The organism is Streptomyces sp. NPDC058632 (assembly GCF_042717095.1).
Taxonomy (GTDB): Bacteria; Actinomycetota; Actinomycetes; order Streptomycetales; family Streptomycetaceae; genus Streptomyces.
Window position 1 is genome coordinate 1 of record NZ_JBHXQZ010000115.1, and the last position, 22,744, is coordinate 22,744.

A 22,744-nucleotide genomic window follows, 5' to 3' on the forward strand; every position below is an offset into this window, starting at 1 on the left:
GCCGGGGTGGCGGTGGCGGGGACGAGGACTTCGAGTTCTTCGCGGAGCGCGGGGACGAGGACGAAGCGCGCGGTGTGGTACTTCACCGCGGTCTTGCTGGCCCGGGCGCGGCACGGACTCCAGGCGGGGACTTCGCACTTGGGGCAGTTGTGGCGTTCTACCGCATGTTCCGCTTGATCGGGCGTCGGCTTCATTCGGGAAGTTTCTCAGGAGTGCTTTTCAGAACCCCGGAGGTATGGGAGGTTTTCTGCGGACGATCACCGGGGCAAACCGGGCACGATCCGGGAGTCTCTCAGAACTGTCTCAACTGTTCGTTTACGAGAATCGCCGAGCGTCACACCTGTTGCCAAGAGTTGCGGACGGGCCACTCGACGCCCGCGATGCGGTCGCCAGCAGGGACCACCAAGGCTGTCGCCTGATCGCCAAGACGGCCTTCGCGAACGCTTGCGGGCAGTGGATCACCACGTACGACGCCGAGACCGTCACCTGTAAGGTCTCAAATTTCGCGGCACAATCTTAGCTCTGATGGCACATGATTGGCACTTATGCCATCTTCGTGGGACTTGCTGTTGTCCTGTCGCACTGAGGTTGTCGGATTCTCATTGTGTCGTGCGCTGAGCAACGGCGTTTGCCCCGTACGTGGGGTTTTTCACCCTTGGGGGTGACGGAGGTCCCAGTCCCGATCACTCGGCGTCGGCGAGTAATAGTCAAGACCTGTGGATAAGGATTTTGGCCCACTGGCAGCGGACGCCGCCGCATATGATCAGCTCGTGAACTCCGCCCCTACGCTGCATGCGGGCCCGACACCGTCCGCTCCCGCTCTCCTTCTTCGGCCCTGGTGCGCGGAGGACGTTGATGCACTGGTCGAGGCGTTCCAGGACTCCGCTTTGCGCCACTGGACGAGCACGCCCGTGGAGGACAAGGCTGACGGGGCACGGTGGGTGTGGGCCCAGCAGCGTGGTTGGGCAGCAGGGGACCGGTTCGGCTTTGCCGTCCTTGAGGCACAACCCGATGTGATTCACGGACAGTTGGTGGGTAACGTGGTCCTCAAGGAAGTCGCGTCCGGCAAACCCTCTGCTGAGGTGGGATATTGGACAGCAGCCCATGCGCGGGGGCGGAGTGTGGCCCCGCGCGCTCTTGAAGTTCTCACCGACTGGGCCTTCGACACCTTCGGCGCGAACGGGCTGGAACGTCTCGAACTCCTCCACCAGGAAGACAATCCGGCATCGTGTCGCGTTGCGCAGAAGAGCGGTTACGTGTTCGACAGAGTCCTGCCCGCAGCGCCACCCTCCTTCCCTCTCGATGGCCATCTGCACATACGGCGCACGGGTTTCTGAGACCCACTCTCCTTCTACGGACAGGGTGAAGCTGCTCAGGCCGCCAAGGTCTCGGGGCGTTCGACCAGGTGGCCGCGTTCGAAGCGGGCGCCGGCGCGGACGAGAGCGACGAGGTGGGGTGCGTTCACGGCTCGCCAGCGTGCCTGGGCGGACTCGACGAGCTTGAAGACCATGGCGAGGGCGGCGGCCGCACTGCCAGCGCCGCGGGTGACCTTGGTCCTCAGCCGGACGGTCGCGAAGGTCGACTCGATCGGATTCGTCGTGCGCAGACAGATCCAGTGCTCGGCGGGAAATCGTAGAACGCCAGCAGTTCGTCGACGTCATCAGTGATCTTCCGGGTCGCCTTGGGCCACTTCGAGCCGTAGCTCTTCTCGAACGCGGCCGCCGCCATGAGTGCATGCTCACGGTCCTCGGCGTTGTAGATCTCCTGCAGGGCCTTGTGGGCACCGGGCTGAGCCGATGACGGCAGGGCGTTGACGACGTTGGCCGTTTTGTGAACCCAGCACCTCTGATGGCGGGTTTTGGGGAACAGTCCGAGTCCGCGGGTCCGGGCCAGAGCCTCCTCGCAAGGCTGGCTGCTACTGATGTACAGGTACTGGTCCCACCCCACGTGGATCGCGAAGGTGTTCTCTACCTTCAGTCGGCACCAGACGCCGTTGTCACGCAGCATGGCCCGCACCAGTTCCAGCCCGGTAGTGAGCGGCACCTCTGACCCGTCGTGAAAGCAGGTCAAGCGGGAGGGGAAGAGGCCGTCCAGTCCGAAGCCGTCCACTGGAAGCTCGACGCCGGAGGGTGCGAGGGACGGAACCTGCGGTTCGCGTATGGCCAGGTGAACAACGCCAGTGTCCTGGGCGAATGTCGCGATTGCCCGGAAATAGGTCGTCTCGGCCTCGCCGTGGTCGCTGACGGTGTCCTCGGGACCGGTGTAGTGCCCGTGTCCGTCGCGGTCGGCGGGGTCGTACTCGGTGACGCGGTAAACGTAGGTCAGCACGGCCCCATCCTTCTGCATGGGCATGACGTCACGCCAAGGAAATACCAGGGGACTTGAGACACCGGGGCAGGGAAACGTTTGAGACACGTCAGGAATCCGCTGGTCAGCGCGATGCCTTATGCCACGAGCCGCGAGATCCTACATCACCGACCGCCTGACGGTGGCAATGGACGCCCTCTGAACGCCCTGGAGACCTGATCACGCGGGGGCCGTGGGGCGGGCGCGCACGGGCTCGGGGTTCGCGTATTGCTGTCGCTTACCCCGCTCCGGCGCATGCCTCCGCCTCAGCCAGGTAGCGCGCCACCGGGCCCAGGGTCAGCATTCCGCTGGCGGCGCCGGCGTGTTCGGAACGGGCATCGCGCAGGGCAGCCTCGGCGCGTGCGGCGATTCCGCGCTCGCCGAGGCGTACGGCGGCGCGGGCGGTCAGGCACCACAGCGCCTCCTGCATGTGGTCACGCGGTAGTTCGGGCACCGCGGCGAGGGCGGCACGGGCCTCCTCGACTCGGTCCTGGGCGAGCAGCACGAGGGGTCGCGCCCAGGGCCGGTACGGGCCCCAGTCGAGGTGCGGGTCGGTGGGCGCGGGCCGGTCGTGCAGCAGGCGCAGCCCCAGTAGGGCGAGCGGGAACAGGCCACGGTGCAGCCCCGGCATTCCGGCCGTCTGGAGGGCGTCCTCGGCAGCGCGGTAGTGCGCTGCGGCCGTGGCGGGGGTCGGTCCGCCGGGTTCGGCGCTGCGTGCGGCCGTGGCCCGTGCCCGGAACCACCCGGTAAGGACGGAGACGAGAGGCGCCTCGGTGGTAGCGGCTAGCTGTTCGGCTGCCTTGGCGTGCGAGGTTGCGGCGTCGAGGTCGCCGAGGGCCGAGGCGGATTGCAGACGGACGAGTCGGCCGAGTACTGCGAAGTTCGGCAGCTCGTGCCGGGTGGCCAGGTCGAGGATCTCGGCGCCGATCCTGTCCCGCACCGCCGCGAGCCCGGGGCGGGTGAAAGACTGCAGGAACACCCCGTTGAGGGCGAACGCCAGCAGGGCGGGATCGGTCAGGTCCCGTGCCAGCGCCTCGGCCTGCCGTGCCGCCTGCTGCGCGCGCTTCAGCTCGGTCCTGGACAGATCGGCGCTGCGGCTCTCGACGGCGACCGTGGCCAGGAGGCGGGCGGGCAGGCCGGCGGGGCCGTCAGGGCCGAGCGCGCTGAGCGTGCGCTCGGCAGCCGCGACAACGGCGCGGGACTGCTCGGGGTCGTCGGCCCGGCTCCAGATGGCGGGCACGTCGTAGGCGCCGATGATCCGGGCGGTCAGGGAGAGGTCTCCCGTGCGTTCCGCCGCCTGGACGGCGGCGAGGCGGTCGCGCCGCGAGTGGACGAGGGCGTCGCCACCCGCCAGTGCGAGGGTGCGGGCCAGATCCACGGTGGTGCGCGGGCCGAGACGGACACCATGGCCGGTCCACTCGGTACGTGCGCCTTTGGGGGGCACAGACCCGTTGAGGATGTCCGTCTCCAGGCGTTGGAGGTCGGCACCAGGGTCGAGCCCGAGTTGATCAACGAGCATCGCGCGGGCGCGGCGGAGGGTGGCCAGCGCGTCGGCCTGGCGACCCGCGCGGTGGAGCGCGCGGGTAAGCAGCCCCCAGGCCGGCTCGCGCCACGGATGTTCGGCGACGTGGGCACCCAGTTCGGCGACGAGATCGGCCCCTTCTCCGGAATCGAGGAGGATGCGGGCACGCAGTTCTGCCCCCTCCAACCTCAGCTCCTCCAGTCGGGTCCGCTCGCGCTGCGCCCATGCGGAGCCGGTCACATCGGCGTAGGCGGATCCACGCCAGTCCGCGAGTACCGTGCCGAGGTCGGTCACCGCGTCGGGGTTGCGCCGGGCTCGGGCCAGGGTGTCCTGGAACCGATGGGCGTCCACGTCCTCGCGCGGCAGGCGCAGCGCGTAGCCGGGACCTTCGGTGACGAGTACGCGCGGCGGATTGCGGGGCGGCCGGTCGGGTTCGAGGGCGCGGCGCAGCGCGGCGACGAACGTACGCAAAGCGCCCACGGCGCGGGCCGGCGGATCGGTCCACAGGTCGTGGACAAGGCTGTCGGTGGTGACCATCCGTCCCTCGGCGGCGACGAGCCGGGCGAGTACCTCGCGATGGCGGGGTCCGCCCAGGTCAACCGGACTGCCGTCGTCGCTGAAGGCCCGCACGGCACCGAGCACATCGATTCGCATGCCCCCATCCTCTGTGCCAGGGGTCGGCTGCGCCCAACCGTACTGATCGGCTGCTGATCGCCGTCGCCCAGTCTGATCCGGTCAGTCCCTCACCCGAAAGATGGCCTTTCATGACGCTCACCATTCCCGGCTTCGATCACATCCGCCTGCCCGGTGCGGACGGTGTGGAGCTGGCTGCCGCTGTCGGCGGCAGCGGCAGCCCGGTCGTGTTGTTGCACGGTTTCCCCCAGACTCACCTGATGTGGCGACACGTCGCCGAGCGGCTCGCCGACGGGCACATGGTGATCTGTCCTGACCTGCGGGGCTACGGCGCCAGCGACAAGCCGACGGTCACCGACCCCGATGTGTACGCCAAGCGCACCATGGCCGCCGACGTCGTGACCCTGGCGGCGGCCCTCGGCCACGAGCGCTTTGCCCTCGTCGGCCACGACCGGGGCGCTCTGGTCGCCTTCCGGGCGGGGTTGGACCACCCTGAGACCATCACGCACCTGGGCATCCTCGACATCGTGCCGACGCTCGACATGTGGAACGTCCTGCACGGCGCCTCGGCGGCGGTCGGCTACCACCTTTTCCTCATGGCGCAGCCGCCAGGCCTGCCGGAGGCGATGATCGCCAACAGCGCGGACGCTTTCTTCGGCTCGTTCCTCGACGCCTGGGCCAACGACCCGACCGCCATGCCGGAGGATGTGCGTGCCGAGTACCTGGGGGCGAGCGTCGCGGCGGTGACGTCGATCGTCGCGGACTACCGGGCTTCGGCGGGCATCGACGTCATGCACGACCAAGCGGACCTGGACGCCGGGTCACAGCTGACCATGCCCGTGACGGTCGTCCAGCAGGACTGGGGCGCGCAGCTGGGCTACGACGCTGCCGGGGTGTGGAAGGCGTGGGCGCCGGACCTGGACCACCGGCTGACCCGAGCGGGGCACTTCATGGCCGAGGAGGCACCCGAGGAGATCGCGGCGGCGATCCAGGACCTGCTGGCCCGCTGAGCCTCCTGTTCTCAACTCGCCGGCGCTGGGCCACGGTGAGTCGGCAAGCCCTTCTCTTGATGTTGTCCGAGGTGTGCGGGGTCACAGAAAGCGCGGTCAGGTGCACGGGGGCAGTCCGGCCGGAACGGCGAGTGGTACGGGATGCAGCGCCCACTGTGCGGCACGGGCCCGCGTCCGGCTGCGGGGAGAGGGCTGCGGTGTCCAGCATGATGCACCGCCGCCTGGGGGTGCCTGCCTGTCGTACGGCGCAGCCAGGCGGCGCACTCCAGTTCCTCCCACAGCTCGCCGCGACCGCATGCCGCGCAACAGGCCACCGGGCAGCCGGACGTGGCCACTGGCGCCGGCGCGCAGGGCGCACTGCAGGGCGAGCAGACGGGCGGCGGGGGAGGTGGACTGGGGGACAGCCGCCGCCAGATGGGCGGGCGTTCCCGCACGTGGCTGCGCTCGGCGGGGCCGCCCAGAGGGGCAGGGCTGCACCTGGGGAGTCTCGGCCGGCGGGGGCGAGCCGGGTGTCGGGGACGACGGCCGTGCGGCTGGTGGCGGCCGCGCGGGCCGTGCAGGGGTCGGCGAGACGCCAGGCGTGGCCGCTGCGGTCGAGAGTGAGGGCGAGCAGTACCGGTCCGGCGCATCCGCGGTGGCGCGGATGCCATGAGCATCCTTGTTCGCGGCACTGGCAGGTGCGCAGGTGTCCCGGCAGCGCACCGGCACGTGCGTGACGGGCCAGATGCGCCAGGGCGGCGGACCGCGCCGAGGCGGCCTTGAGGGGAGGGGGAGGCATGGTGCAGTGGGCGCAGACGAGACTCGGGCCGCCCGCTCGCGAACGCAGCTCAACCGTCCAGATGCGCCGCACCGCGGCATGCGCGTCGGCAAGCCTCATCGGCCCGTTGCCACTCTGTCTGTCCCCGCGGTCATGGGGATGTTTCAACCGCAGGCCCCAGGACGCCCACAGAGCACTCCGGAGTCTCCACCGAACGGAACGGTTCACTGGTCGGCGTGAGGTGCAGGTGGAAGCGTGGGTGTGCCAGCAGCCACTTTTTGATCGCGGGCGTCTTGTGGGTGACGTAGTTGTCGAGGACCAGATGCACGTCGAGGTCGGCGGGGACTTCCTTGTCGAGCTTGGCGAGGAACTTCTTGAATTCCACGGCCCGGTGCCTGCGGTGCAGGGAACCGATCACCTTCCCCGTGGCGACCTCCAGCGCCGCGAACAGGGTGGTCGTGCCGGCGCGGACGTAGTCGTGGCTGCGTCGTTCGGGGACGCCGGGCATCATCGGCGGGACGGGCTGGGGCCGGTCGAGTGCCGGGATCTGCGACTTCTCGTCCAGGCAGAGGACCAGAGCCTTCCCCGACGGGTCGAGGTAGAGGCCCACGATGTCGCGGACCTTGTCGATGAACAGCGGGTCGGTGGACAGCCTGAACGTCTGCGAACGGTGCGGTGCCAGCGCGAAGGCCCGCCAGATGCGTGAGACGGCGGACTGCGACATGCCCGTGGCCGCCGCCATCGACCTGGTCGACCAGTGGGTCGCGTTCTTCGGCTTGTCCTCCAACGTCTTGACGATGACCCGCTCGACATCCGCGTCGCTGATCCTCCGCGGGACACCAGGTCGCGGCTCGTCGGACAGGCCGTCCAGGCCGCGTTCGAAAAATCGCCGCCGCCAGGTGCGGACCGTGTCGGGGGTGATCCCGAGTCGACGCGACACCTCCATGATCGAGTGCGCGTCGGCGCACCCCAGCACGATCCGCGACCGCTGAGCCAGCGCCTGGGCAGTCGAGTGCCGACGCACCCAGCCCTCCAGCACAGCCCGCTGGGCATCGGTCACCGACAACGGCGGAATCTTCGGACCCGGACGACTCATACCGAACCAACGGCAAATCTCCGACTCAGGTCACTAGGCCTGAAGCCACTGGTGCGCGGGATCTCGCCGGTCCGCTCCCGACGCGGTCCGCGCCGTGGGCGCCGGCCAAGCTCCATGTCGACGAGGGCTCTGCGACTACGACCACCTGCGTCGATAGCTGCACAAGCGCGGCATCCGCCACTGCATCGCCCGCAAAGGAATCGAGTTCTCCAAGCGGCGTTGTCAACTTGTCGAGTGAGGTGCTGGGTAGGGGTGCGTCAGGGCGTTGCGCGGCGGGGTTCCGGGCTTTCGTGCTCAGGGGGTAGCAGACAGGCCAGCGGCCTCGGTGGCGGTCATCAGGTGGCGACGGGGGCGGAAGTGGGGTGAGATGCCGCTGAAGGCGGAGAGGAACTGCTGGGCCCCACCCACGCTGCGGAAGCCCTTCATCGCGTGTTCGCGCTGCCTCGTCGGCTGGTGGCTGTTCTCGGCCCGGTTGTTCAGGCCCTTGTGCGATCGGTGCTCGACGGAGGGCATCACCTCGCGGTGGGGCGCGCCGTAGGAGCAGAGCTTGTCCGTGACGACCACCCGTGGCACCGTGCGGGCCTTCTTCAGCAGGCGGCGGAAGAAGCGCTGGGCCGCGGCCTTGTCCCGGCGGGACTGGACGAGGATGTCCAGGACGGTGCCGTCCTAGTCGACGGCTCGCCACAGGTACTTCTGCTCGCCATTGATCTTGATGAAGACCTCGTCCAAGTGCCACTTGTCGCCCGGCCTCGCACGCCTTCGGCGCAGGCTGTTGGCGGTAGGCCTGCCCGAACTTCACACACCAGCGCCGGACGGTCTCGTGGGATACGACGGCACCGCGCTCGAGCATCAGCTCCTCGGCCTCACGGAAGCTGAGCGGGAAGCGGAAGTACAGCCACACGCAGTGCGCGATGATCTCCACCGGGTACCGGTACCCCCTGTACGACGGCGGCGCGGACGACACGAATGAACCCCTCCCCAGCACGATCAACTCCAAGATCATCCCAGGCCGGTCAGTCAACGTGACAACGTCGCCGACAGTCCGCCGACACCCTTCCGGTGCCTCACCGGCGCACCCGGTGCAGGGCCTTCGCGAGCGGCCCCCGCACGTGTGCCGGGACGCGGATCAGCTCCCGCAGCCCCGCCCGTCGCGGAACCGCGTCCAGACGGTGGTAGAACTCGCCGACGTCGAGCGCCAGCTGGCGGCCGGCGGTCCAGTACGGGATGACCGCGCGCGAGGGCGTCCCGAGCCGCACGGCCTGCCCGCCCAGGGGCCGGCTCCCCACGTCCCCCCGCAGCGCGACGCTGCGGCCGACACCGAGGACCTGGAAGTACGCGGACACGTCGTGGACGCCACGGTCCAGGGGACCGCCGCCGGCCGCGGTGAGCGGATCGATCCGCATCGTCCCGGCCACCACGGGCCGCCGCCGGCCGCCCCTGCCGTTCTCGAGCCGCACGGTGAGATCCGACGCGGGGAACCAGCCGACGTGCTGTCCGCGGTGGGAGAGCCGGATCTCCCCGTAGGCGGCGGTCAGGTGATCGCCGACCGTCCACTCCCCGGCTCCGGCGATCCCCTCGGTCAGCGCCGGATCGAGCACCAGGTGCCCTGCGCGCTCCAGGAGGGTCACCGCCCTGCCGTCCTGGTGGGCCAGGTGCATCCGCACCGGGGCGGTGAGCGCGCCGTCGTACCAGCGGGGCCGGCCGAGTTCCGCGAGGGGCCTCACCTGGCGGATGCGGCGGGCCAGCAACGACAGGGCGCCGAGGCGGCCCTCCTCCAGCAGACGGGCCCGCAGCCGCGTCACCGCCGGAAACCCTTCCCGGACGGACGGCGGGAACTCCTCGAGCACCAGCCGCCGTACCGCCTCGAACCGCTCCTGGACCTGACCGTGGCCGCTCAGCACGTAGGGCTCGCTCACGTGGCGGAGGATCTCCACCCGGTAGGTCCGGCGGAGCATCGCGTCCTGCACCGGGCCGGGCGGGGTGTGCGCCTTGACGGTCTGCACGACCTTGCGCAGCCAGCCGAAGTACTCGTCGACGACGAGCTGCCTGCTGCTGGTGTTCCCGCCGTCCTCCCGGCGCATCCAGTAGTAGCAGGGGTAGTCGCCCAGGACCGAGACGCACCGCGCCACCGCGTACGCGTGCGCCATGAACACCTGGTCCTCGAGTCGGCACCGGCCCTCCGGGAACCTGACGCCGTGGTCCAGGAGGAAAGCGCGGCGGAACATCTTGTGGGGCGTCAGGCTCTCGAACAGCGGGTGGTCGCCCACGGTGCAGCGGTCGACCGTGCGGGCGAAGACATTGCTGGGCCGTGCCATGGTGCCCGCCGGTTTGCCGAGGACGATGTCCGATCCGTTGCGTCTGCCCAGGTCGTAGAGCCGTTCCAGCGCCTCGTGGCCCAGTTCGTCGTCCTGGTCGACGAACTGGACGTACTCGCCCCGGCTCAGCCGCACCCCGACGTTCCTCGGCTTCCCCGGCCAGCCGGAGTTCTCCTGGCGGTGCACCCGCACGTGGGGGTGCAGGGCCGAGAGCCGGTCCAGGCGTTCGGCCGAGTCGTCGGTCGAGCCGTCGTCGACGTACACGACCTCGTAGGCGTCGCGGCCGATGCTCTGCCCGAGCAGGCTCTGCGCGCACTTGTCGATGTAGGAGCCCGCGTTGTGGACGGGGACGACGACGCTGACTTTGAGCACGGGAACCACCCTCGTGTCCGACTGAGGGGCGCGGTGGTCTCGGTGTCCGACGGCGGCGGAACGCCGGTTCCGGCACCGCCGTCCGTTCCCTGAACGGCCACGGGTGAGAATCACCTGAGCCCACGGGCGAGGAACGTAACACCGGAGACGGAGCCGCACCGCGAACGAGCGGCACATGCACCCGAATGGCGCACCGCACCGGGCGGTGGCACGGGACAGCCCCGCCGGCGGGGCTGTCCGTCGTACCGCACTGGCTCAGTGGGCGGAGTGCTCCTCCTGCGGGAACACTCCGCCGCCGACGTCCTCGGCGAACGCCTTCGCCGCACTGATGGTCTGCGAGGGAGTGTCGGTTGAACGTCGTCGTCTGCGGGTCAGTGGCGCATATGTGGTGACCTGGTCGTTGATGCTGACGGGTGGTGCCCACTCGTTGCCGACATGAGTGACGAAGGGCCATGTCATTCTCACGCCGACTACCACCGACGGCTTCCATGTCCTGTCGCCCGGTGCCCCGCTCGTCCTGCAACTGCCCATGGGACGCATCCAGCAGCCAGCGGATGCGTCGATGCGGCACCTGGCGCGTCCCCTCACCTCGCAGGTGTCGTACCGGGCCGAGGTGCTGAACTGTCCGCTGGCGGACCCGCTGTCCTGAAGCAGGGACCGCGGTCTGTCCCAGGAGACCGCAGGCCGGCGGCGGGAGGCGGGCAGCCGCCGTCCCCCGCCGCCCATCCGGCCCGCGCGCCCGCCGTGCAGGCAGTACCGGCCGGCCGGAAGGGCCGCGGATCCGCGGCATCGCCCGCGCGCGGCTGCCGCCCGCCCTCGACGGTGGTCAGGAAGCGCGGGCGGCCGGCCGCCGGCCCGCGGCGGCACGGCGGCAGAGGGACAGGCACAGGCCGGGGCGGGGCGGGGCGGGCGGAGGAGGGGGACATGGCTCATGGTGCGCAGGACTCCGTCCTGACGGGGGTCGCGACGATGTGCCGGGGCCCGGGGCCCGGGGCTGCTGGTCGTAAAGTGACTTGGCCCGCAAGCAGTCGGCCCTGCCGTGCAGCGGGCTGCGTGGCACACAGCCTTCCACGCTCCCGGATCCCACCGCCCCGCCCCGGTGCGCCGTTTATCCGTTATGAGGCTTCCTGGCGCCGCAAGTGTTTCCCGTCCCGCCATGAAAATCGGCGTCCCGCCAGCCCGCGCCCACCGCCCCGGTGACGTCCTGGGCCGCATGCCCTGCGCCCGCGGCGGCTCACCGTTTGCTCCGGCCGACTTGCAGCCTGGTCCCTATCAGAAAGATGGTGGTCCCAGCACAACACCGACGGCAAGCCGTCGGTGTTGTGCTGACGGCTCCTGGTCGCAAGCCCGAACCCGTTTCAGGACGCTCTGGCAGGCGTGTTGGCCGCGCCCGCCGACCCGGCACCGCCCCCGGTGTCGGCTCGGCGTATTCCCCGCCCTCCTTCGCCCTCGAGCTGTACGTGGTGCTCCGCCGCTGCCCGCCCGGCCTCCCGGGCCGGCTGCGGGGCCCTGTGGGTGCAGGAGTGTGGACGATGAGTGCGGTCCCGCGCGACGTGCAAAGGAAGCGTGGGACCGCAGGCCACGGCCGTCCTGTCGAGCCGGGCAAGGGAACCGTACGTCACCCGCCGCCGGTACCCCGCGCGGCACTCCGCCGCACCACCGGATCCCGCCCGCGCCCCGCGGGCGGGATCCGGCCAGGATCCGTGCGCGGACGGCGAGCAGCGCGCGCTGTCCGCGCCGGCTCCGCACCCTGCGGCGAAGACGGTCGGCAACTCCACACGGGGCGGTCGCCGCCGGGCCAGGGCGTTGTGCAGGGCATTGCGGGTCACACCCGCGGTCCGCCAGGCTCGCGCGGGAGCGCCGGGGCACGTATCAGCGGATGTCGGTGCCGTTTGGCACGATGGAGATCATGAGCCACAACATCGCGTACTCCACCGCCGACAAGGCCGACGTCCTGGCCTATCTGGGCAGCAACGGCAATCTGAGCGCAGACCAACGACGCCGCCTCGACGCGATGCGCAAGGCCGCGCAGGCCGGCCAGGACGGCCTTGATCGCCAAGGCGTCGACTGGGGCTTGTCCATCCCCGACGCCCTGGATCACCTCATCGCCGGGCGCACCGACTCGGATGCAAAGTGCGCGGGCAACGCCTACAACTGCGCTGTGCAGCAGATCATCGATCACAACGCGTCCGACCCGGCCCACCTGGGCGCCTATTCGAAGCCCTCGACGTTCTTCGGCCTGGTCGACGACGAGATGCGACGCCACGGCGTACCTGCCGACCTGCTGCCCCACGGCTATCTCTACAGCGGGCTGCCCGGCGACTTCCCGTTCATACCGCACTCGATCGACGGCTACCCCGCCATCGGCCATCTGCCGCTCGCCAAGGCCAAGCCTGCCGCCGAGGCCTATCGCGCCGTCCTGGACCGGATGGCCCCCGACTTTCGGCACGACGTCCAAGAGCTGATCGAAAAGCTTGAGGAGGAGCACAACGAGTGGGAGTACGCCACGAAGAACATCGGCTGGTACACCCAGGACACCCTCTTCTTCAAGCTCACCTGATCGACCGCCCTGCGGGGCAGCCGGTGCCGTTTCGCGTTGCGCTCGGCGCGGGGTGCTGTCCCGTCTCGGGTTCCGGCTCAACTTCCGTGCAGGGTGACGCTCCGTTAGGGACTGTAAAGCGTTCGGTGTAACTCCCGATCATGGAAGATGCATCGATGACCAGCAACAACGTGACCGAGGTCGAAACCGTCGAGCCGTCTGACGCGGCGCCGTCGAAGTCTGTGGACGACCGGCTGATTGATGAGCTGGTGGGCCGGGCTCAGGCTGAGGGCCTTCAGCCGACCGGCGAGGGTGGGCTGCTCCAGCAGCTGACCAAGCGGCTCCTGGAGTCCGCCCTCGAGGGCGAGATCACCGACCACCTCGGCTATGACGAGCACGATCCCGCCGGGAGGAACGGTGGCAACTCACGGAACGGCACCCGCGCCAAGACCGTGCTCACCGACGTCGGCCCGGTCGAGATAGCCGTGCCCCGCGACCGGGAAGGCAGCTTCGAGCCGAGGATCGTCAAGAAGCGGCAGAGGCGTTTGTCCGGCGTGGACGAGATGGTCATCTCGCTTGCGGCGAAGGGCCTGACGACCGGTGAGGTTCAGGCCCACCTTGCCGAGGTCTATGGAGCCGAGGTGTTCCGGCAGACGATCTCCACGATCACCGACAAGGTTCTCGACGGCATGGCCGAATGGCAGAACCGACCGCTCGACGCCGTCTATCCCGTGATCTTCATTGACGCCATCCACGTGAAAATCCGGGACGGGGCGGTAGCCAACAGGCCCATCTACGTGGCCCTGGCGGTCACTGTCGAGGGTCGGCGGGACATCCTCGGGTTGTGGGCCGGCGATGGCGGCGAGGGCGCCAAGCACTGGATGCACATCCTCACCGAGATCAAGAATCGCGGTGTCAACGACGTGCTCATGCTGGTCTGCGACGGGCTCAAGGGCCTGCCCGACGCGGTCGAGGCCGTCTGGCCCCGCACCACGGTCCAGACCTGCGTGGTCCACCTGCTGCGGAACTCCTTCCGTTATGCCGCCCGCCAGGACTGGGACAAGATCGCGCGTGTCCTCAAGCCCGTTTATACCGCGGCGACCGAAGAAGCCGCACTCGATCGCTTCGCCGAGTTCGCCGACGCCTGGGGCAAGAAATACCCGGCGATCGTGCGACTCTGGGAAAACGCGTGGGAGGAGTTCACCCCGTTCCTCCGTTTCGACACCGAGATCCGCCGCATCGTCTGCACGACGAACGCGATCGAGTCCGTGAACGCGCGGATCCGGCGGGCAGTCAAGGCCCGCGGGCACTTCCCCAACGAGCAGGCCGCCTTGAAGTGCGTCTACATGGCGATCATGTCGCTGGACCCCACCGGCAAGGGACAGGCTCGCTGGACCATGCGCTGGAAGACCGCACTCAACGCTTTCGACATCACCTTCGACGGCCGCCTCTCGGCAGCCCGTCAGTAACTCCGACAACCCCAGTTACACCGCTCGTTTGACAGACCCGCGGGACGTAGGAGTCGACCGGGAGAGCCTGGCACGGCGCAAGGAGCAACTTCTCCAGATGCTGGGCGAGCCCGCCGATGACACTCCTGCCCCATGGGAGGACACCCCGGCGCCCCCGCCACCGAGCAGGCCGGCCAGGCAGCGCCCCCTGAACGAGGTTGCGTTCCTGACCGTTGCGGAAGTCGCTTCCGTTATGCGCGTATCTAAGATGACGGTCTACCGGCTGGTCCACAGCGGCCACCTCCCCGCCATCCGTGTCGGCCGGGCCTTCCGGGTCCCTGAGCAAGCGGTCCACGAGTACCTGCGCGAGAGCTACCTGGGCGTGGAAGTCGGCGGCGAACGACCGAGCGACGGTGCGTAGACCCAGCCCCATGCCCCGTCGGCAGACTGGGTGGGGCCTCGCAGAAAGGCTCTGCCAGGCCCCGCGCTGTTCTCGGGACGCCGTGCCGCCTGCAAGCGCGAACAGCACCGTCCCGTGCCGTTCTCGCCCGGGTCAGCCCACCACCGTGCGCTGACCCGCCGGGCTCCCCCAGAAATCCATTGCCGCCCAGGTCGGTTGACCTGCCACCATCAGGCAGGAGCTCATTCAGGCAAGGGAACGATGGCCAACTTCCGATTCGGATCGAACGACTACACCGTCAACATTCGGGCGTAGCAGCACGTCAACTTCTTCCAAGGCTGGGACGTACACCGTCTCGCCCTGACCTTTGAGGTGACTGCCCACGGCGACTTCATCGTGGACGCGCCGTTCCTTTTCTCCGGCGCCCTCTGGACGCACGAGACACCAGGTCCCGTGAGCTGGATCGGCGTCCTTCACACACCGCGGCCGGCCGGGCTGAAGTCCTTCCCCACGAACCTCACGCTTGAGACGAGCGTGACCGACCAGCAGCTGCGCGGACCGGAAAAGACGCGGGCGGGCAATGACTTGGCCCTGCGCGCCGAACTCTCCCTGACCGCACTGGCAGAGACGAAGCACTGGCCCGTCGCCGACGACCAGGAGATCATCCGCGTCCCGCACGCGGCGTGGAGCAACGCCCTCACTCAGCTCGATGCCGGCGCTTTCGTCGACGTCCTCACCCCGGTCACCACCGTGGAGGCCCGGGCCACCGGCGCGCGACGGATCCGAGAGGCGAAGACCGCGATCCGTAACGGACGGTACGAGCACGCCGTTGCCCTCGCTGAGCGTGCAGCGTTCGCAGCGCGGCAGGCCGGGTCGTCGCGGACATGCGCCTCCAGCGCTGACCCCCGAGCAGCCCGCCTGCGACGGCTGCGGTCGGCCGCTACGTGGACTCGAGGGGGCGGACCCGGGTGATCTGGTTGCGTGAGTTCTTGAGCAGGTCTTCAGACAGGTAGGGGTCGTCGGCGTACTTGTCGCAGTAGGCGTCGTCGACTTGGTTCTTGACCGCGTCTTGGGTGACCTGGGTGAACTCCGCAGGCAGCGCACTGCCGTCGATTGACACGGAGCCCCGCTGGTAGGTCACCGCGGAGGCGAACCATCGAGAGTTGGGGTTGGCGGAGCGAACGTAGATGTCCCCCTCGACCGTCACCGCCCAGATCCAGATCAACCGTCCCGGGGTCAGGTCGGCGTCGCGGTAGGGACGATGTGGAAGTTGTTGCCGTGAGCGATGTGGTGCAACTGGTCGTGGGTCCAGCTGGTCATGGCGGTCCTTGGGCGGTGAGGTGGACGGTCATCGACGCCGACCCGTGGTCGGCTTGGCGGCTGCAGCGGCGGTAAGGGGTACGGGCTGGGGAAGCCCGCGTGCCGCGTCAGCTCTTCTCGCTCACGGTTGCCAGGTGGGCGGACGCGCGAGCCAGTCGCGTCGTCTCCTCGGTCCAGGCTTGGGGATCGAGTCCGAGTTGGGTGCGCAGGAACGCGGCGGTCAGGCGCATCACCATGGCAGTCCTGGGGAGGCTCTCGTCGGTGGTCTCGGCGACGTCGTATCCGGAGATCCCTCCGAGGCTGTGTTCGCCGCCGTGCACGTCGAGCAGGAACTTCGGGCCAGGTGCCAGGTGGTACGCGTCCGTCTGCCAGGCGGCGCCGATGACGTTGAGGTGCCGGGCATGGTCCTGGTCGCCTGCGACGACCAGCGTGGGCGCGGTCATGGTGGTGAAGTCGGTGTCGGCGAGGACCGGGTAGTGACGCGCTGCGTTCGGGGTGAGGGCGTCGCCACCACGGCCCGGGGCGGCCATCATCACGCCGGCTTTGATCCGCTCGTCGCGGGCGTTCACCGGCTCCCCGGTGGCTGGGTCGCGTGGGCGGGCGCCCAGGACCATCCCCGCCGTGTGACCGCCCATTGAGTGCCCGACGACGGCCACGTTGTCGACGTCGACGCGTCCGGCGACCTGGGGCACGAACTCGACCAGGACTCCCAGGTGGTCCAGCACGCGTGACACGTCGTGGGCGCGTGTGCGCCAGTAGAGCGGCGCTTCCGGATGGTCGGCACTGCGCAGCCCGAGGGTCAGCGAGTCCGGATGGGTGGGCTGCAGGACCACGAAGCCGCTGGCTGCCAGGTAGTTCGCGAGCGAGGCGTAGCCATACAGCGACGAGGCGTACTGGGAAGGACCGTGCCCATGGGAGAGGACGACCACGGGCAGCGTCCGATCTGTCATCGGCGCCGTCACTCGCAGCTGAAGCTCAGCCGGCCGGCCTTCGGCGGGCAACGCGACAGGTGCCACCGAGATGAGCGGTCCGGACAGCGGCTCGCCCGCGTGGGTGGGGATGGTGATGTGTTCAGTCATGAGGTCCGATCTGGTCGAGGGCCACCAGGTTCCAAGCGCGCTTCGAGGTGCCTCGGCAGGCACGGAGCTCGGTGACCAACCTTCCTCCCGGCCTGTGCGCGCCTGAGGCGGTGGGCCGGGAGGGAGGGGTGCGGGAGTCAGTCCTTGCGCTGCAGGGATGCCCTCCCCTCGGTCTCCGTCGCAATGCGGAACGTGGACCAGGCGTTGGTGCGGACGTCGAGAGCCTCGAACAGGTAGGCGCTGACCGCGTTGGCCACGAGGGCCACGCGGGCGGGGTCGGCGTCGGTGGTCTCGGCCACGGCTTCCCCGGCGACGCCGCCCAGGGTGTGCTCGCCGTTCGGTACGGCCATCAACTGCTTGGGCGCGGGGCTCAGATGGTAGGCGTCGAGGAACCAGTCCGGGCCTCGGGTGGACATCTTCGACTGGTCCTTCTCGCCGGCGATGACGAGCGCGGGAGCACTCATGGTGCTGTAGTCCGGCCTCATGAAGGACAGGTGCTCAACAGCGAACGGAGTCAGGGAGTCCCCCGTTCCGGTCGCGGCGATCAGGACGCCGGCCTTGATGCCATCGCGGGAGAAGTCCTCCCCAGGGTTGCCGGCGTCGTCGAATACACGGGCACCGAGGAGCGCACCCACGGTCTGGGCACCCCAGGAGTGCCCCACCAGCGCGACTCGTGACTGGTCGACTCGGTCGGTGAGCCCGGCCTGCTCCATGACGTGGCCGAGGTGGTCGAGCACACCATGGAGGTCGGCGATCCGAACCCGCCAGATGGTGCCGAAGCGCGGGTCGTCGAACCCGATGCCGAACCGGCGGGAGTCGAGATGCGTGGGCTGGACGACGACAAAGCCCGCGGCGGTCCAGCGGTCGACCAACGGCTCATAGCCGTCCATCGACCACGCGTTGCCGTGGGAGAACACGATGACGGGCAGGTCGGCGCCCTGGACGGGAGCGGTCACCTTCACCTGCAGCTCGAAGTCTCGACCATCGGTGGGAACGATGATCGGCTTGATCGCGATCGTCTGATGCTGTGCGGGAGTGGGCATGTGTGCTGGTTTCCTCATGAAGGGGCACGTGCCGCATACTTGGCGGAACGCTGTTCCGGCACTCTAACGGAACAATGTTCCGCGAAGCAAGGAGAAGTCATGCCGCGAGAGGCAGGCGCCCGGGAGGCCGGAGCGCAGCGCACCCGTCAGGCGCTCTTGACGGCAGCGGCCCAGGTGTTCGTCGAAGAGGGCGTGAACGCGCCCATTCGTGCCATCGCCGGCCGCGCTCAGGTGGGCCTGGGTACCGTGTACCGGCACTTTCCCGATCGAGCCGAGCTGGTCATCGCCGTCTACCGGCAGCAGATCGATGAGTGCGCCGCCCTCGCGAGCGAGCTGGCCGACTCGCCCGACTCAAGGGGCGCCTTGTCCCGGTGGGTCGACTCGTTCGTCGAGTTCCTGGTCACCAAGCACGGGCTCGGGGCGGCCCTGCAGTCGGATGACGCCGGCTTCCACACACTGCACTCCCTGATGCTCGACAAGCTCGTGCCGGCGTGTGGGCTGCTCATCGACGCCGCCGTGGCTCGCGGACGGATGGACCCGAACGTGAACGCGTACGTGCTGATGCGGGCGATCGGCAACCTCTGCATCCTGGGCCCCGGCTATGAGCGGGAAGACGCGCGCGCCATGGTGGTCCGGCTGCTTGCCGGCTGCTGGCTGGACGCGTGAACGACGCGGCAGTGACCGTCCCGTACGTCACCGGCGGGTGGGGCCGCGGCCCGCGGGCGTCCTCGACCGTGAACTGTGATCAATCGCGGCCCGGGATCCCCTTCCGGCACACTGCCTACGAGCTCGTGCACGGTTAGCGGTGGGACGTCGAAAGGGTCGGTGGCGCATTGGTGCTCACGTCTGCCGAGCCGGGATCCGGTCTGCGGTCTGCTGCTGGGACAGTAGGCCGGGACGGTCTCGTCCATGTGCTCGTATGGCGTAGTGGTGCGTGTGCTTATTGATCTTGGCTGTGGTCTGCTGTTGTTCAGTTGTACTGGGTGGTAGTTCTGTTCTGTCGGTGGGGGCTTGGCGGCGGCGGGGTGTGGGTGGCTGGTGGTGTGTGGGTTGAGCTGGCTGTTTGGTGTTGCTCAGCGTGAAGTTTCCCCGTGATCTTGGACACGTCGTCGTTACGCCGCGAGGGCCTGATCCTGCTGGTGACGCAGGCGTGTCTCGTGGGGCGTGAGATGGCCCCAGTGGATGTGCTTGCGCAGACGGCGTCGGTTGTAGAAGGTCTCGACGAAGTCGAAGATGTCGGCGCGGGCAGTGGCCCGGTCGGGCCAGAAGCGGGTGCCGATCCCCTCTTTCAGTACGGCCCGGAAGCTCTCCGCGGCGGCGTTGTCGAAGCAGTTGCCGGTCCGCCCCATGCTTTGCCGAAACCCGACTCGCGAATTCCTCTGCGCAGTTGATCTGGAGGTGTATTTCGATCCGCGGTCGCTGTGGATCACGCAGCCGGGCTCCCGGCGGCCCAGCTTCGCGGCCATGTCCAGGGCATCCACGACGAGGCCGGCGCGGTGGTGGTCGGCCATCGAGTAACCGACCACCACGCGCGTGGCCAGGTCCAGCCACGAGGCGAGGCAGAGCCGGCCCCCGGCGGTGGGGATGTAGGTGATGTTCCCGACGATCTTCGTGCCGGGGCGGGGTGCGGTGAAGTCCCGGCCGATCAGGTCCGCGGCGAACACCGCCCGCTTCGCCTGCCGGGTCAGGACCCGACGCCGGCGGCGGGTGATCCCGACGATCCGGTGCTCGCGCATCAGCCGCTCGACCCTCTTCGCATTCACCGCCCGCCCCGCACGCCGCAGCGCGGCATGGATACGCGGGACTCCGTAGGCGCCGCGCGAGCCCGCGTGCAGCACCCGGATCTCCGCAACGAGCGTGTCCTCGGCCCGCTGCCGCACCCCGCGGGCGGGCTTCGCCGCCCGCCAGGCGTAGTACGCCGAGCGTGACACCTTCAGCACCCGGCACAAGAACGCCACCGGACAGCCGCCCGGGTTGGTCTCGGACGCCTTCTCCGCGTCGATGAACGCGTAGCGCGCGGCTACTTCGTCCTCTGCTGCGCGAAGAAGGCGGTCGCTTTTCCCAGCACCTCGATCGTCGCTTCCTGCTCGCGGACCTTCCGGCGCAGCCGGACCAGCTCCTCGCGCTCGGCGGTGGTCAGAGCACCGGCAGGCCCCTCGCCCCGGTCGATCTTCGCCTGCTTCACCCAGTTCCGCAGGCCCTCCGGGCTCACGCCCAGGTCCCGGGCGACCTCGGTGACGGTCTTCTCCGACGACAGCGCCAGCGCGACCGCGTCCCGCTTGAACTCAGCCGTGTACCGCTTGCTCGTATTGCTCTTCTTGCTCACTACCTATGACTGCTTTCTCCGGAACCTTCCGTCCCAGTATCAGGCTGTCCAGGCCAAAGGGGGAGCTTCACTACCGGCATCTGAACCGTTCCGGGTTCGGTGGGGACTCGACGCGGAGCGGGCGGGCCGACGTCACGTGCCGCACGTGGACAAGGACGTCGAACCACTCGGCCAGGGACCCTCCTGTCATGTGGTGGGCGGTGTCGTTGTCCGGGTCGTGGCGCGGTCCGATGACCCGGGTCTTGGCCGTCCGGGCGAGCCAGCCGGCCACCGGGCGCGGGGGGTCCGCGCGGAGGTCCAGGAGGAAATCGCCGCCGGTGGTGTCCAGTACGGACTCCACCAGGGGTGGTGCGGGTCTGGGCACCCGATGGGGCGGGGCGTCGGTGTACGTGGCCAGTTCCCCGCCGCCGAAGGTGAGGCCGATCGACTGGTAACGGGAGCCGAGGAGGTCCTGGAGATGGCTGCCGGCGTTCGGGGACCCGCTGGCGGGATCCGGCGGGAAAGCGACGGCGCGGGCGCGCCCCTTGGAGGCATGGGTGCATGAGGACCAGAACAGCACCTTGTGACCGGTGTGCCGATACCACCAGGCGGCGTTCTCGGCGAACGCCCGCTCGTAGTAGTCCATGTTGTGCGGATCCGACGGATCGTCGTGGTGGTCGTGGAGTTCGTGATACTGGACGATCACGCGGGCGTTGCGGAGCGCCCACGCGTGGCCGTCGTGGCCGGGCAGCGCTCCTACAAGGTCGTAGGCCTCCTGTGCGCGGTCGCGCCAGATGCTCCTGTCGGGGAGCGCGCGGAATCGACGTGTGTGCGCGGATACCTCGCCATCCGGCCGGAGTTCGGCGTAGCAGGCCAGGACCTCGCCCAGCAGTTCGGGCGCGGCCCGGCGTACGTAGGCGGTCACGGTGTCGTATGCCGACGTCCCTGTCTCATGGGGGCTGACCCCGACGAGGCGGACCGGATCGTTCGGGTGGGTCTGGTTGAACGCGCGCATCCACCGGAGGAGGGCGAGTACCTCTTCGGTGCGGGCGAACGGCTCCGCGGCCTCCAGCAGCGAGACCGGATCCCCGGTGCCGGTGCGGAGGTAGGTGTCGAGCAGCACGCAGAGCGTCCAGTCCTGGTCGAGGGCGACGGCGCGGAATCCGGCCTCGTCGACCAGAAGCCGGGCAATGCGCACCTGCATGACGAAGAGTTCATGCGCTCCGCGTGTCCCGGCGCCGTATCCCACCACAGCCGCGTCTTCCCCGAGCATGCCCAAGAGAGGCCGCAGGTCCTCCAACGGCGCCAGGGGATCAACGGTCGTCAAGGAGCACGCCGTGCTTTTGATCCAGTTCCGAACCGCCGCATGTCGTTGTGCTGAGAGTGTCATGAGGACACTCTCGTAGCTCAAGTCCGGTGGAGGTCAAGCACCGCCGTCGGCGAGCTCCTTCCCTGCGGGACGGACCCCAGCCGGTCCGATCCGGGGGTTAAAACTCAAGCTGAGTGCCATGCCTGCAGCGTGGCGTGTAGCGCGCGTCCCCTGCCATGCCCGCCTGGCCCGACACCCGTCCCGTTCCCGCTTGCGGCTGGCCACGACCCCGGCATAGGCGGGCGAGAGATTTGCGCTTGTCAGGGCGATCAGGAGTTGGGTTCTGCGTCGTGCACAGCGGGGCGATCCTTGCGCCACTTCTCGATTTCCGGCCTCACCAGCGTGCCGATCAAGTCGCCGAGGTAAAGGCCCCTTTCGTACGCCATGCGTTTCAGATCTTCGCGCTCGGCCTTGGCCAGCGTGACATACTCCGGTACAGCTTCCTTCCGCTGGTAACCGCAGCACAGGGCCCTCATGCAGTAGTTCTTCGAGGGCCGGATCTCCTCCGAGGTCCACGGCGGGTAGCGGTAGCGATCCAGCTCTTCTGCACACCGCTCGACTTCGACGTGCTTCTCCGATCGCCGTCGGGGTGTGCGCTCGTGACCATAGTGATGATGGAACCACTGACGCCGCGCTGGGGCCTGTATCTCCCGCTGCACCTGAGCCACACGATCCTTGATGTCCTCAACAGTGCGAAGCGGGAGCAGATTCCTCGCAAAGGGCAACCCCGGGTGGGCGTACTGCAGCTTCATGTCTCGCTGCCACTCGGCGGCGTTTCTCCGGGCCTTCCACCAGTTGCACTGGTCGCAGGCCGGCACGAGATTCCACCAGATGTCTCGACCATGGTCGCCGGCCAACGGGGCTTCATGCTCCAGGGTCTCGGACTGCGCCTCATCGCAGTAAACGCAGCGGCGCCGGTTCGCTAACAGGACCATGATCCACACCCATAGGTCTTGGCTTCCCCGGTCCCTGCTCAATACCTGCTGCTCGGTCGCTGCCATCCCGGTCCTCCCGATTCCCGCATTCCCGGCGGCATCGTAAGAGGAGGCACTGACATGCGGCGCCGCCCTGTGAGGACGGCACCGTTGTCGGCGTTAACCTCGAAGTTTCATGACGGTCCGCCGACGGAGTCGGTGGACCGTTTTCGTGCCGTGGGCTGAGGGTGGGCAGGCCGAGGGCCCGAGTGTCGT

17 protein-coding genes and 4 pseudogenes are annotated in these 22,744 nt (G+C 68.9%); 7 read left to right on the forward strand and 14 right to left on the reverse strand.

The window, feature by feature from the left end:
* Window positions 1-194 (reverse strand): annotated as a pseudogene (locus tag ACFWVE_RS30865) (recombinase family protein); the annotation flags it as partial.
* 576 nt (window positions 195-770) lie between these two features.
* Between ACFWVE_RS30865 and ACFWVE_RS30870 the strand changes: the two are divergent.
* On the forward strand, window positions 771-1,337 hold the full coding sequence (locus ACFWVE_RS30870) for a GNAT family N-acetyltransferase (RefSeq protein ID WP_384021130.1): 567 nt from the start codon (window positions 771-773) through the stop codon (window positions 1,335-1,337).
* 35 nt (window positions 1,338-1,372) lie between these two features.
* Here ACFWVE_RS30870 and ACFWVE_RS30875 read toward each other — a convergent pair.
* Window positions 1,373-1,869, reverse strand: a pseudogene (locus ACFWVE_RS30875) (transposase); the annotation flags it as partial.
* 715 nt (window positions 1,870-2,584) lie between these two features.
* Window positions 2,585-4,522, reverse strand: coding sequence for a BTAD domain-containing putative transcriptional regulator (locus ACFWVE_RS30880; protein WP_384021133.1), 1,938 nt, complete (start codon window positions 4,520-4,522; stop codon window positions 2,585-2,587).
* A 110-nt stretch (window positions 4,523-4,632) separates the two neighbouring features.
* Between ACFWVE_RS30880 and ACFWVE_RS30885 the strand changes: the two genes are divergently transcribed.
* The gene (locus ACFWVE_RS30885; protein ID WP_384021136.1) at window positions 4,633-5,511 is read left to right on the forward strand and encodes an alpha/beta fold hydrolase; all 879 of its coding nucleotides are present in this window, start codon (window positions 4,633-4,635) and stop codon (window positions 5,509-5,511) included.
* A gap of 983 nt (window positions 5,512-6,494) precedes the next feature.
* On the opposite strand, the pseudogene ACFWVE_RS30890 reads toward ACFWVE_RS30885, so the two are convergent.
* From ACFWVE_RS30890 to ACFWVE_RS30905, 4 genes and pseudogenes are all read right to left on the reverse strand, one after another.
* Window positions 6,495-7,364 (reverse strand): annotated as a pseudogene (locus ACFWVE_RS30890) (IS630 family transposase); the annotation flags it as partial.
* 294 nt (window positions 7,365-7,658) lie between these two features.
* Window positions 7,659-8,367 (reverse strand): annotated as a pseudogene (locus ACFWVE_RS30895) (IS6 family transposase).
* Between the two features lie 61 nt (window positions 8,368-8,428).
* Window positions 8,429-10,051: a glycosyltransferase gene (locus tag ACFWVE_RS30900; RefSeq protein ID WP_384021139.1), complete on the reverse strand. Its 1,623-nt coding sequence runs from the start codon at window positions 10,049-10,051 to the stop codon at window positions 8,429-8,431.
* 255 nt (window positions 10,052-10,306) lie between these two features.
* Entirely contained in the window at window positions 10,307-10,516 is a 210-nt protein-coding gene (locus ACFWVE_RS30905) for a hypothetical protein (protein ID WP_384021142.1), read from the reverse strand.
* 1,444 nt (window positions 10,517-11,960) lie between these two features.
* Here ACFWVE_RS30905 and ACFWVE_RS30910 point away from each other — a divergent pair.
* The 4 genes from ACFWVE_RS30910 to ACFWVE_RS30925 all read left to right on the forward strand — a co-directional run bounded on the left by ACFWVE_RS30910 (window position 11,961) and on the right by ACFWVE_RS30925 (window position 15,410).
* Window positions 11,961-12,611, forward strand: a complete 651-nt coding sequence (locus ACFWVE_RS30910) for a hypothetical protein (protein ID WP_384021145.1) — start codon at window positions 11,961-11,963, stop codon at window positions 12,609-12,611.
* Between the two features lie 155 nt (window positions 12,612-12,766).
* Complete coding sequence (locus tag ACFWVE_RS30915; RefSeq protein WP_384021148.1) at window positions 12,767-14,059, forward strand: IS256 family transposase; 1,293 nt, start codon at window positions 12,767-12,769, stop codon at window positions 14,057-14,059.
* 187 nt (window positions 14,060-14,246) lie between these two features.
* On the forward strand, window positions 14,247-14,459 hold the full coding sequence (locus ACFWVE_RS30920; RefSeq protein ID WP_210978120.1) for a helix-turn-helix domain-containing protein: 213 nt from the start codon (window positions 14,247-14,249) through the stop codon (window positions 14,457-14,459).
* Between the two features lie 513 nt (window positions 14,460-14,972).
* Window positions 14,973-15,410: a hypothetical protein gene (locus tag ACFWVE_RS30925; protein ID WP_384021152.1), complete on the forward strand. Its 438-nt coding sequence runs from the start codon at window positions 14,973-14,975 to the stop codon at window positions 15,408-15,410.
* On the opposite strand, the gene ACFWVE_RS30930 is transcribed toward ACFWVE_RS30925, so the two are convergent.
* The 3 genes from ACFWVE_RS30930 to ACFWVE_RS30940 form a co-directional block, all read right to left on the reverse strand.
* The gene (locus tag ACFWVE_RS30930; RefSeq protein ID WP_384021174.1) at window positions 15,379-15,750 is read right to left on the reverse strand and encodes a DUF2255 family protein; all 372 of its coding nucleotides are present in this window, start codon (window positions 15,748-15,750) and stop codon (window positions 15,379-15,381) included. The genes ACFWVE_RS30925 and ACFWVE_RS30930 overlap by 32 nt on opposite strands.
* A gap of 115 nt (window positions 15,751-15,865) precedes the next feature.
* Window positions 15,866-16,837: an alpha/beta hydrolase family protein gene (locus tag ACFWVE_RS30935; RefSeq protein ID WP_384021156.1), complete on the reverse strand. Its 972-nt coding sequence runs from the start codon at window positions 16,835-16,837 to the stop codon at window positions 15,866-15,868.
* A 137-nt stretch (window positions 16,838-16,974) separates the two neighbouring features.
* The gene (locus ACFWVE_RS30940) at window positions 16,975-17,880 is read right to left on the reverse strand and encodes an alpha/beta hydrolase family protein (RefSeq protein WP_384021159.1); all 906 of its coding nucleotides are present in this window, start codon (window positions 17,878-17,880) and stop codon (window positions 16,975-16,977) included.
* Between the two features lie 99 nt (window positions 17,881-17,979).
* On the opposite strand from ACFWVE_RS30940, the gene ACFWVE_RS30945 reads away from it, so the two are divergent.
* Window positions 17,980-18,546, forward strand: a complete 567-nt coding sequence (locus ACFWVE_RS30945) for a TetR/AcrR family transcriptional regulator (RefSeq protein WP_384021162.1) — start codon at window positions 17,980-17,982, stop codon at window positions 18,544-18,546.
* A gap of 446 nt (window positions 18,547-18,992) precedes the next feature.
* Here the strand turns inward: ACFWVE_RS30945 and ACFWVE_RS30950 are convergent, their stop codons facing one another.
* The 4 genes from ACFWVE_RS30950 to ACFWVE_RS30965 form a co-directional block, all read right to left on the reverse strand.
* Window positions 18,993-19,883, reverse strand: coding sequence for an IS3 family transposase (locus ACFWVE_RS30950; RefSeq protein WP_384021177.1), 891 nt, complete (start codon window positions 19,881-19,883; stop codon window positions 18,993-18,995).
* 17 nt (window positions 19,884-19,900) lie between these two features.
* On the reverse strand, window positions 19,901-20,206 hold the full coding sequence (locus ACFWVE_RS30955; protein WP_384021165.1) for a transposase: 306 nt from the start codon (window positions 20,204-20,206) through the stop codon (window positions 19,901-19,903).
* Window positions 20,207-20,276: 70 nt separating this feature from the next.
* On the reverse strand, window positions 20,277-21,389 hold the full coding sequence (locus tag ACFWVE_RS30960) for an erythromycin esterase family protein (RefSeq protein WP_384021167.1): 1,113 nt from the start codon (window positions 21,387-21,389) through the stop codon (window positions 20,277-20,279).
* A gap of 434 nt (window positions 21,390-21,823) precedes the next feature.
* Window positions 21,824-22,555 carry a hypothetical protein gene (locus ACFWVE_RS30965; protein WP_384021170.1) on the reverse strand — a complete coding sequence of 244 codons (732 nt, stop codon included), beginning with the start codon at window positions 22,553-22,555 and terminating at the stop codon, window positions 21,824-21,826.
* Window positions 22,556-22,744: the final 189 nt, after the last annotated feature.

Bases quoted from the DNA above. Each gene is read 5' to 3' on its own strand.
- ACFWVE_RS30910 (WP_384021145.1), top strand. From the start codon at position 11,961: ATGAGCCACAACATCGCGTACTCCACCGCCGACAAGGCCGACGTCCTG.
- ACFWVE_RS30885 (WP_384021136.1), top strand. From the start codon at position 4,633: ATGACGCTCACCATTCCCGGCTTCGATCACATCCGCCTGCCCGGTGCG.
- ACFWVE_RS30935 (WP_384021156.1), bottom strand. From the start codon at position 16,837: ATGACTGAACACATCACCATCCCCACCCACGCGGGCGAGCCGCTGTCC.
- ACFWVE_RS30960 (WP_384021167.1), bottom strand. From the start codon at position 21,389: ATGCAGGTGCGCATTGCCCGGCTTCTGGTCGACGAGGCCGGATTCCGC.
- ACFWVE_RS30940 (WP_384021159.1), bottom strand. From the start codon at position 17,880: ATGCCCACTCCCGCACAGCATCAGACGATCGCGATCAAGCCGATCATC.
- ACFWVE_RS30965 (WP_384021170.1), bottom strand. From the start codon at position 22,555: ATGGCAGCGACCGAGCAGCAGGTATTGAGCAGGGACCGGGGAAGCCAA.
- ACFWVE_RS30915 (WP_384021148.1), top strand. From the start codon at position 12,767: ATGACCAGCAACAACGTGACCGAGGTCGAAACCGTCGAGCCGTCTGAC.
- ACFWVE_RS30945 (WP_384021162.1), top strand. From the start codon at position 17,980: ATGCCGCGAGAGGCAGGCGCCCGGGAGGCCGGAGCGCAGCGCACCCGT.
- ACFWVE_RS30880 (WP_384021133.1), bottom strand. From the start codon at position 4,522: ATGCGAATCGATGTGCTCGGTGCCGTGCGGGCCTTCAGCGACGACGGC.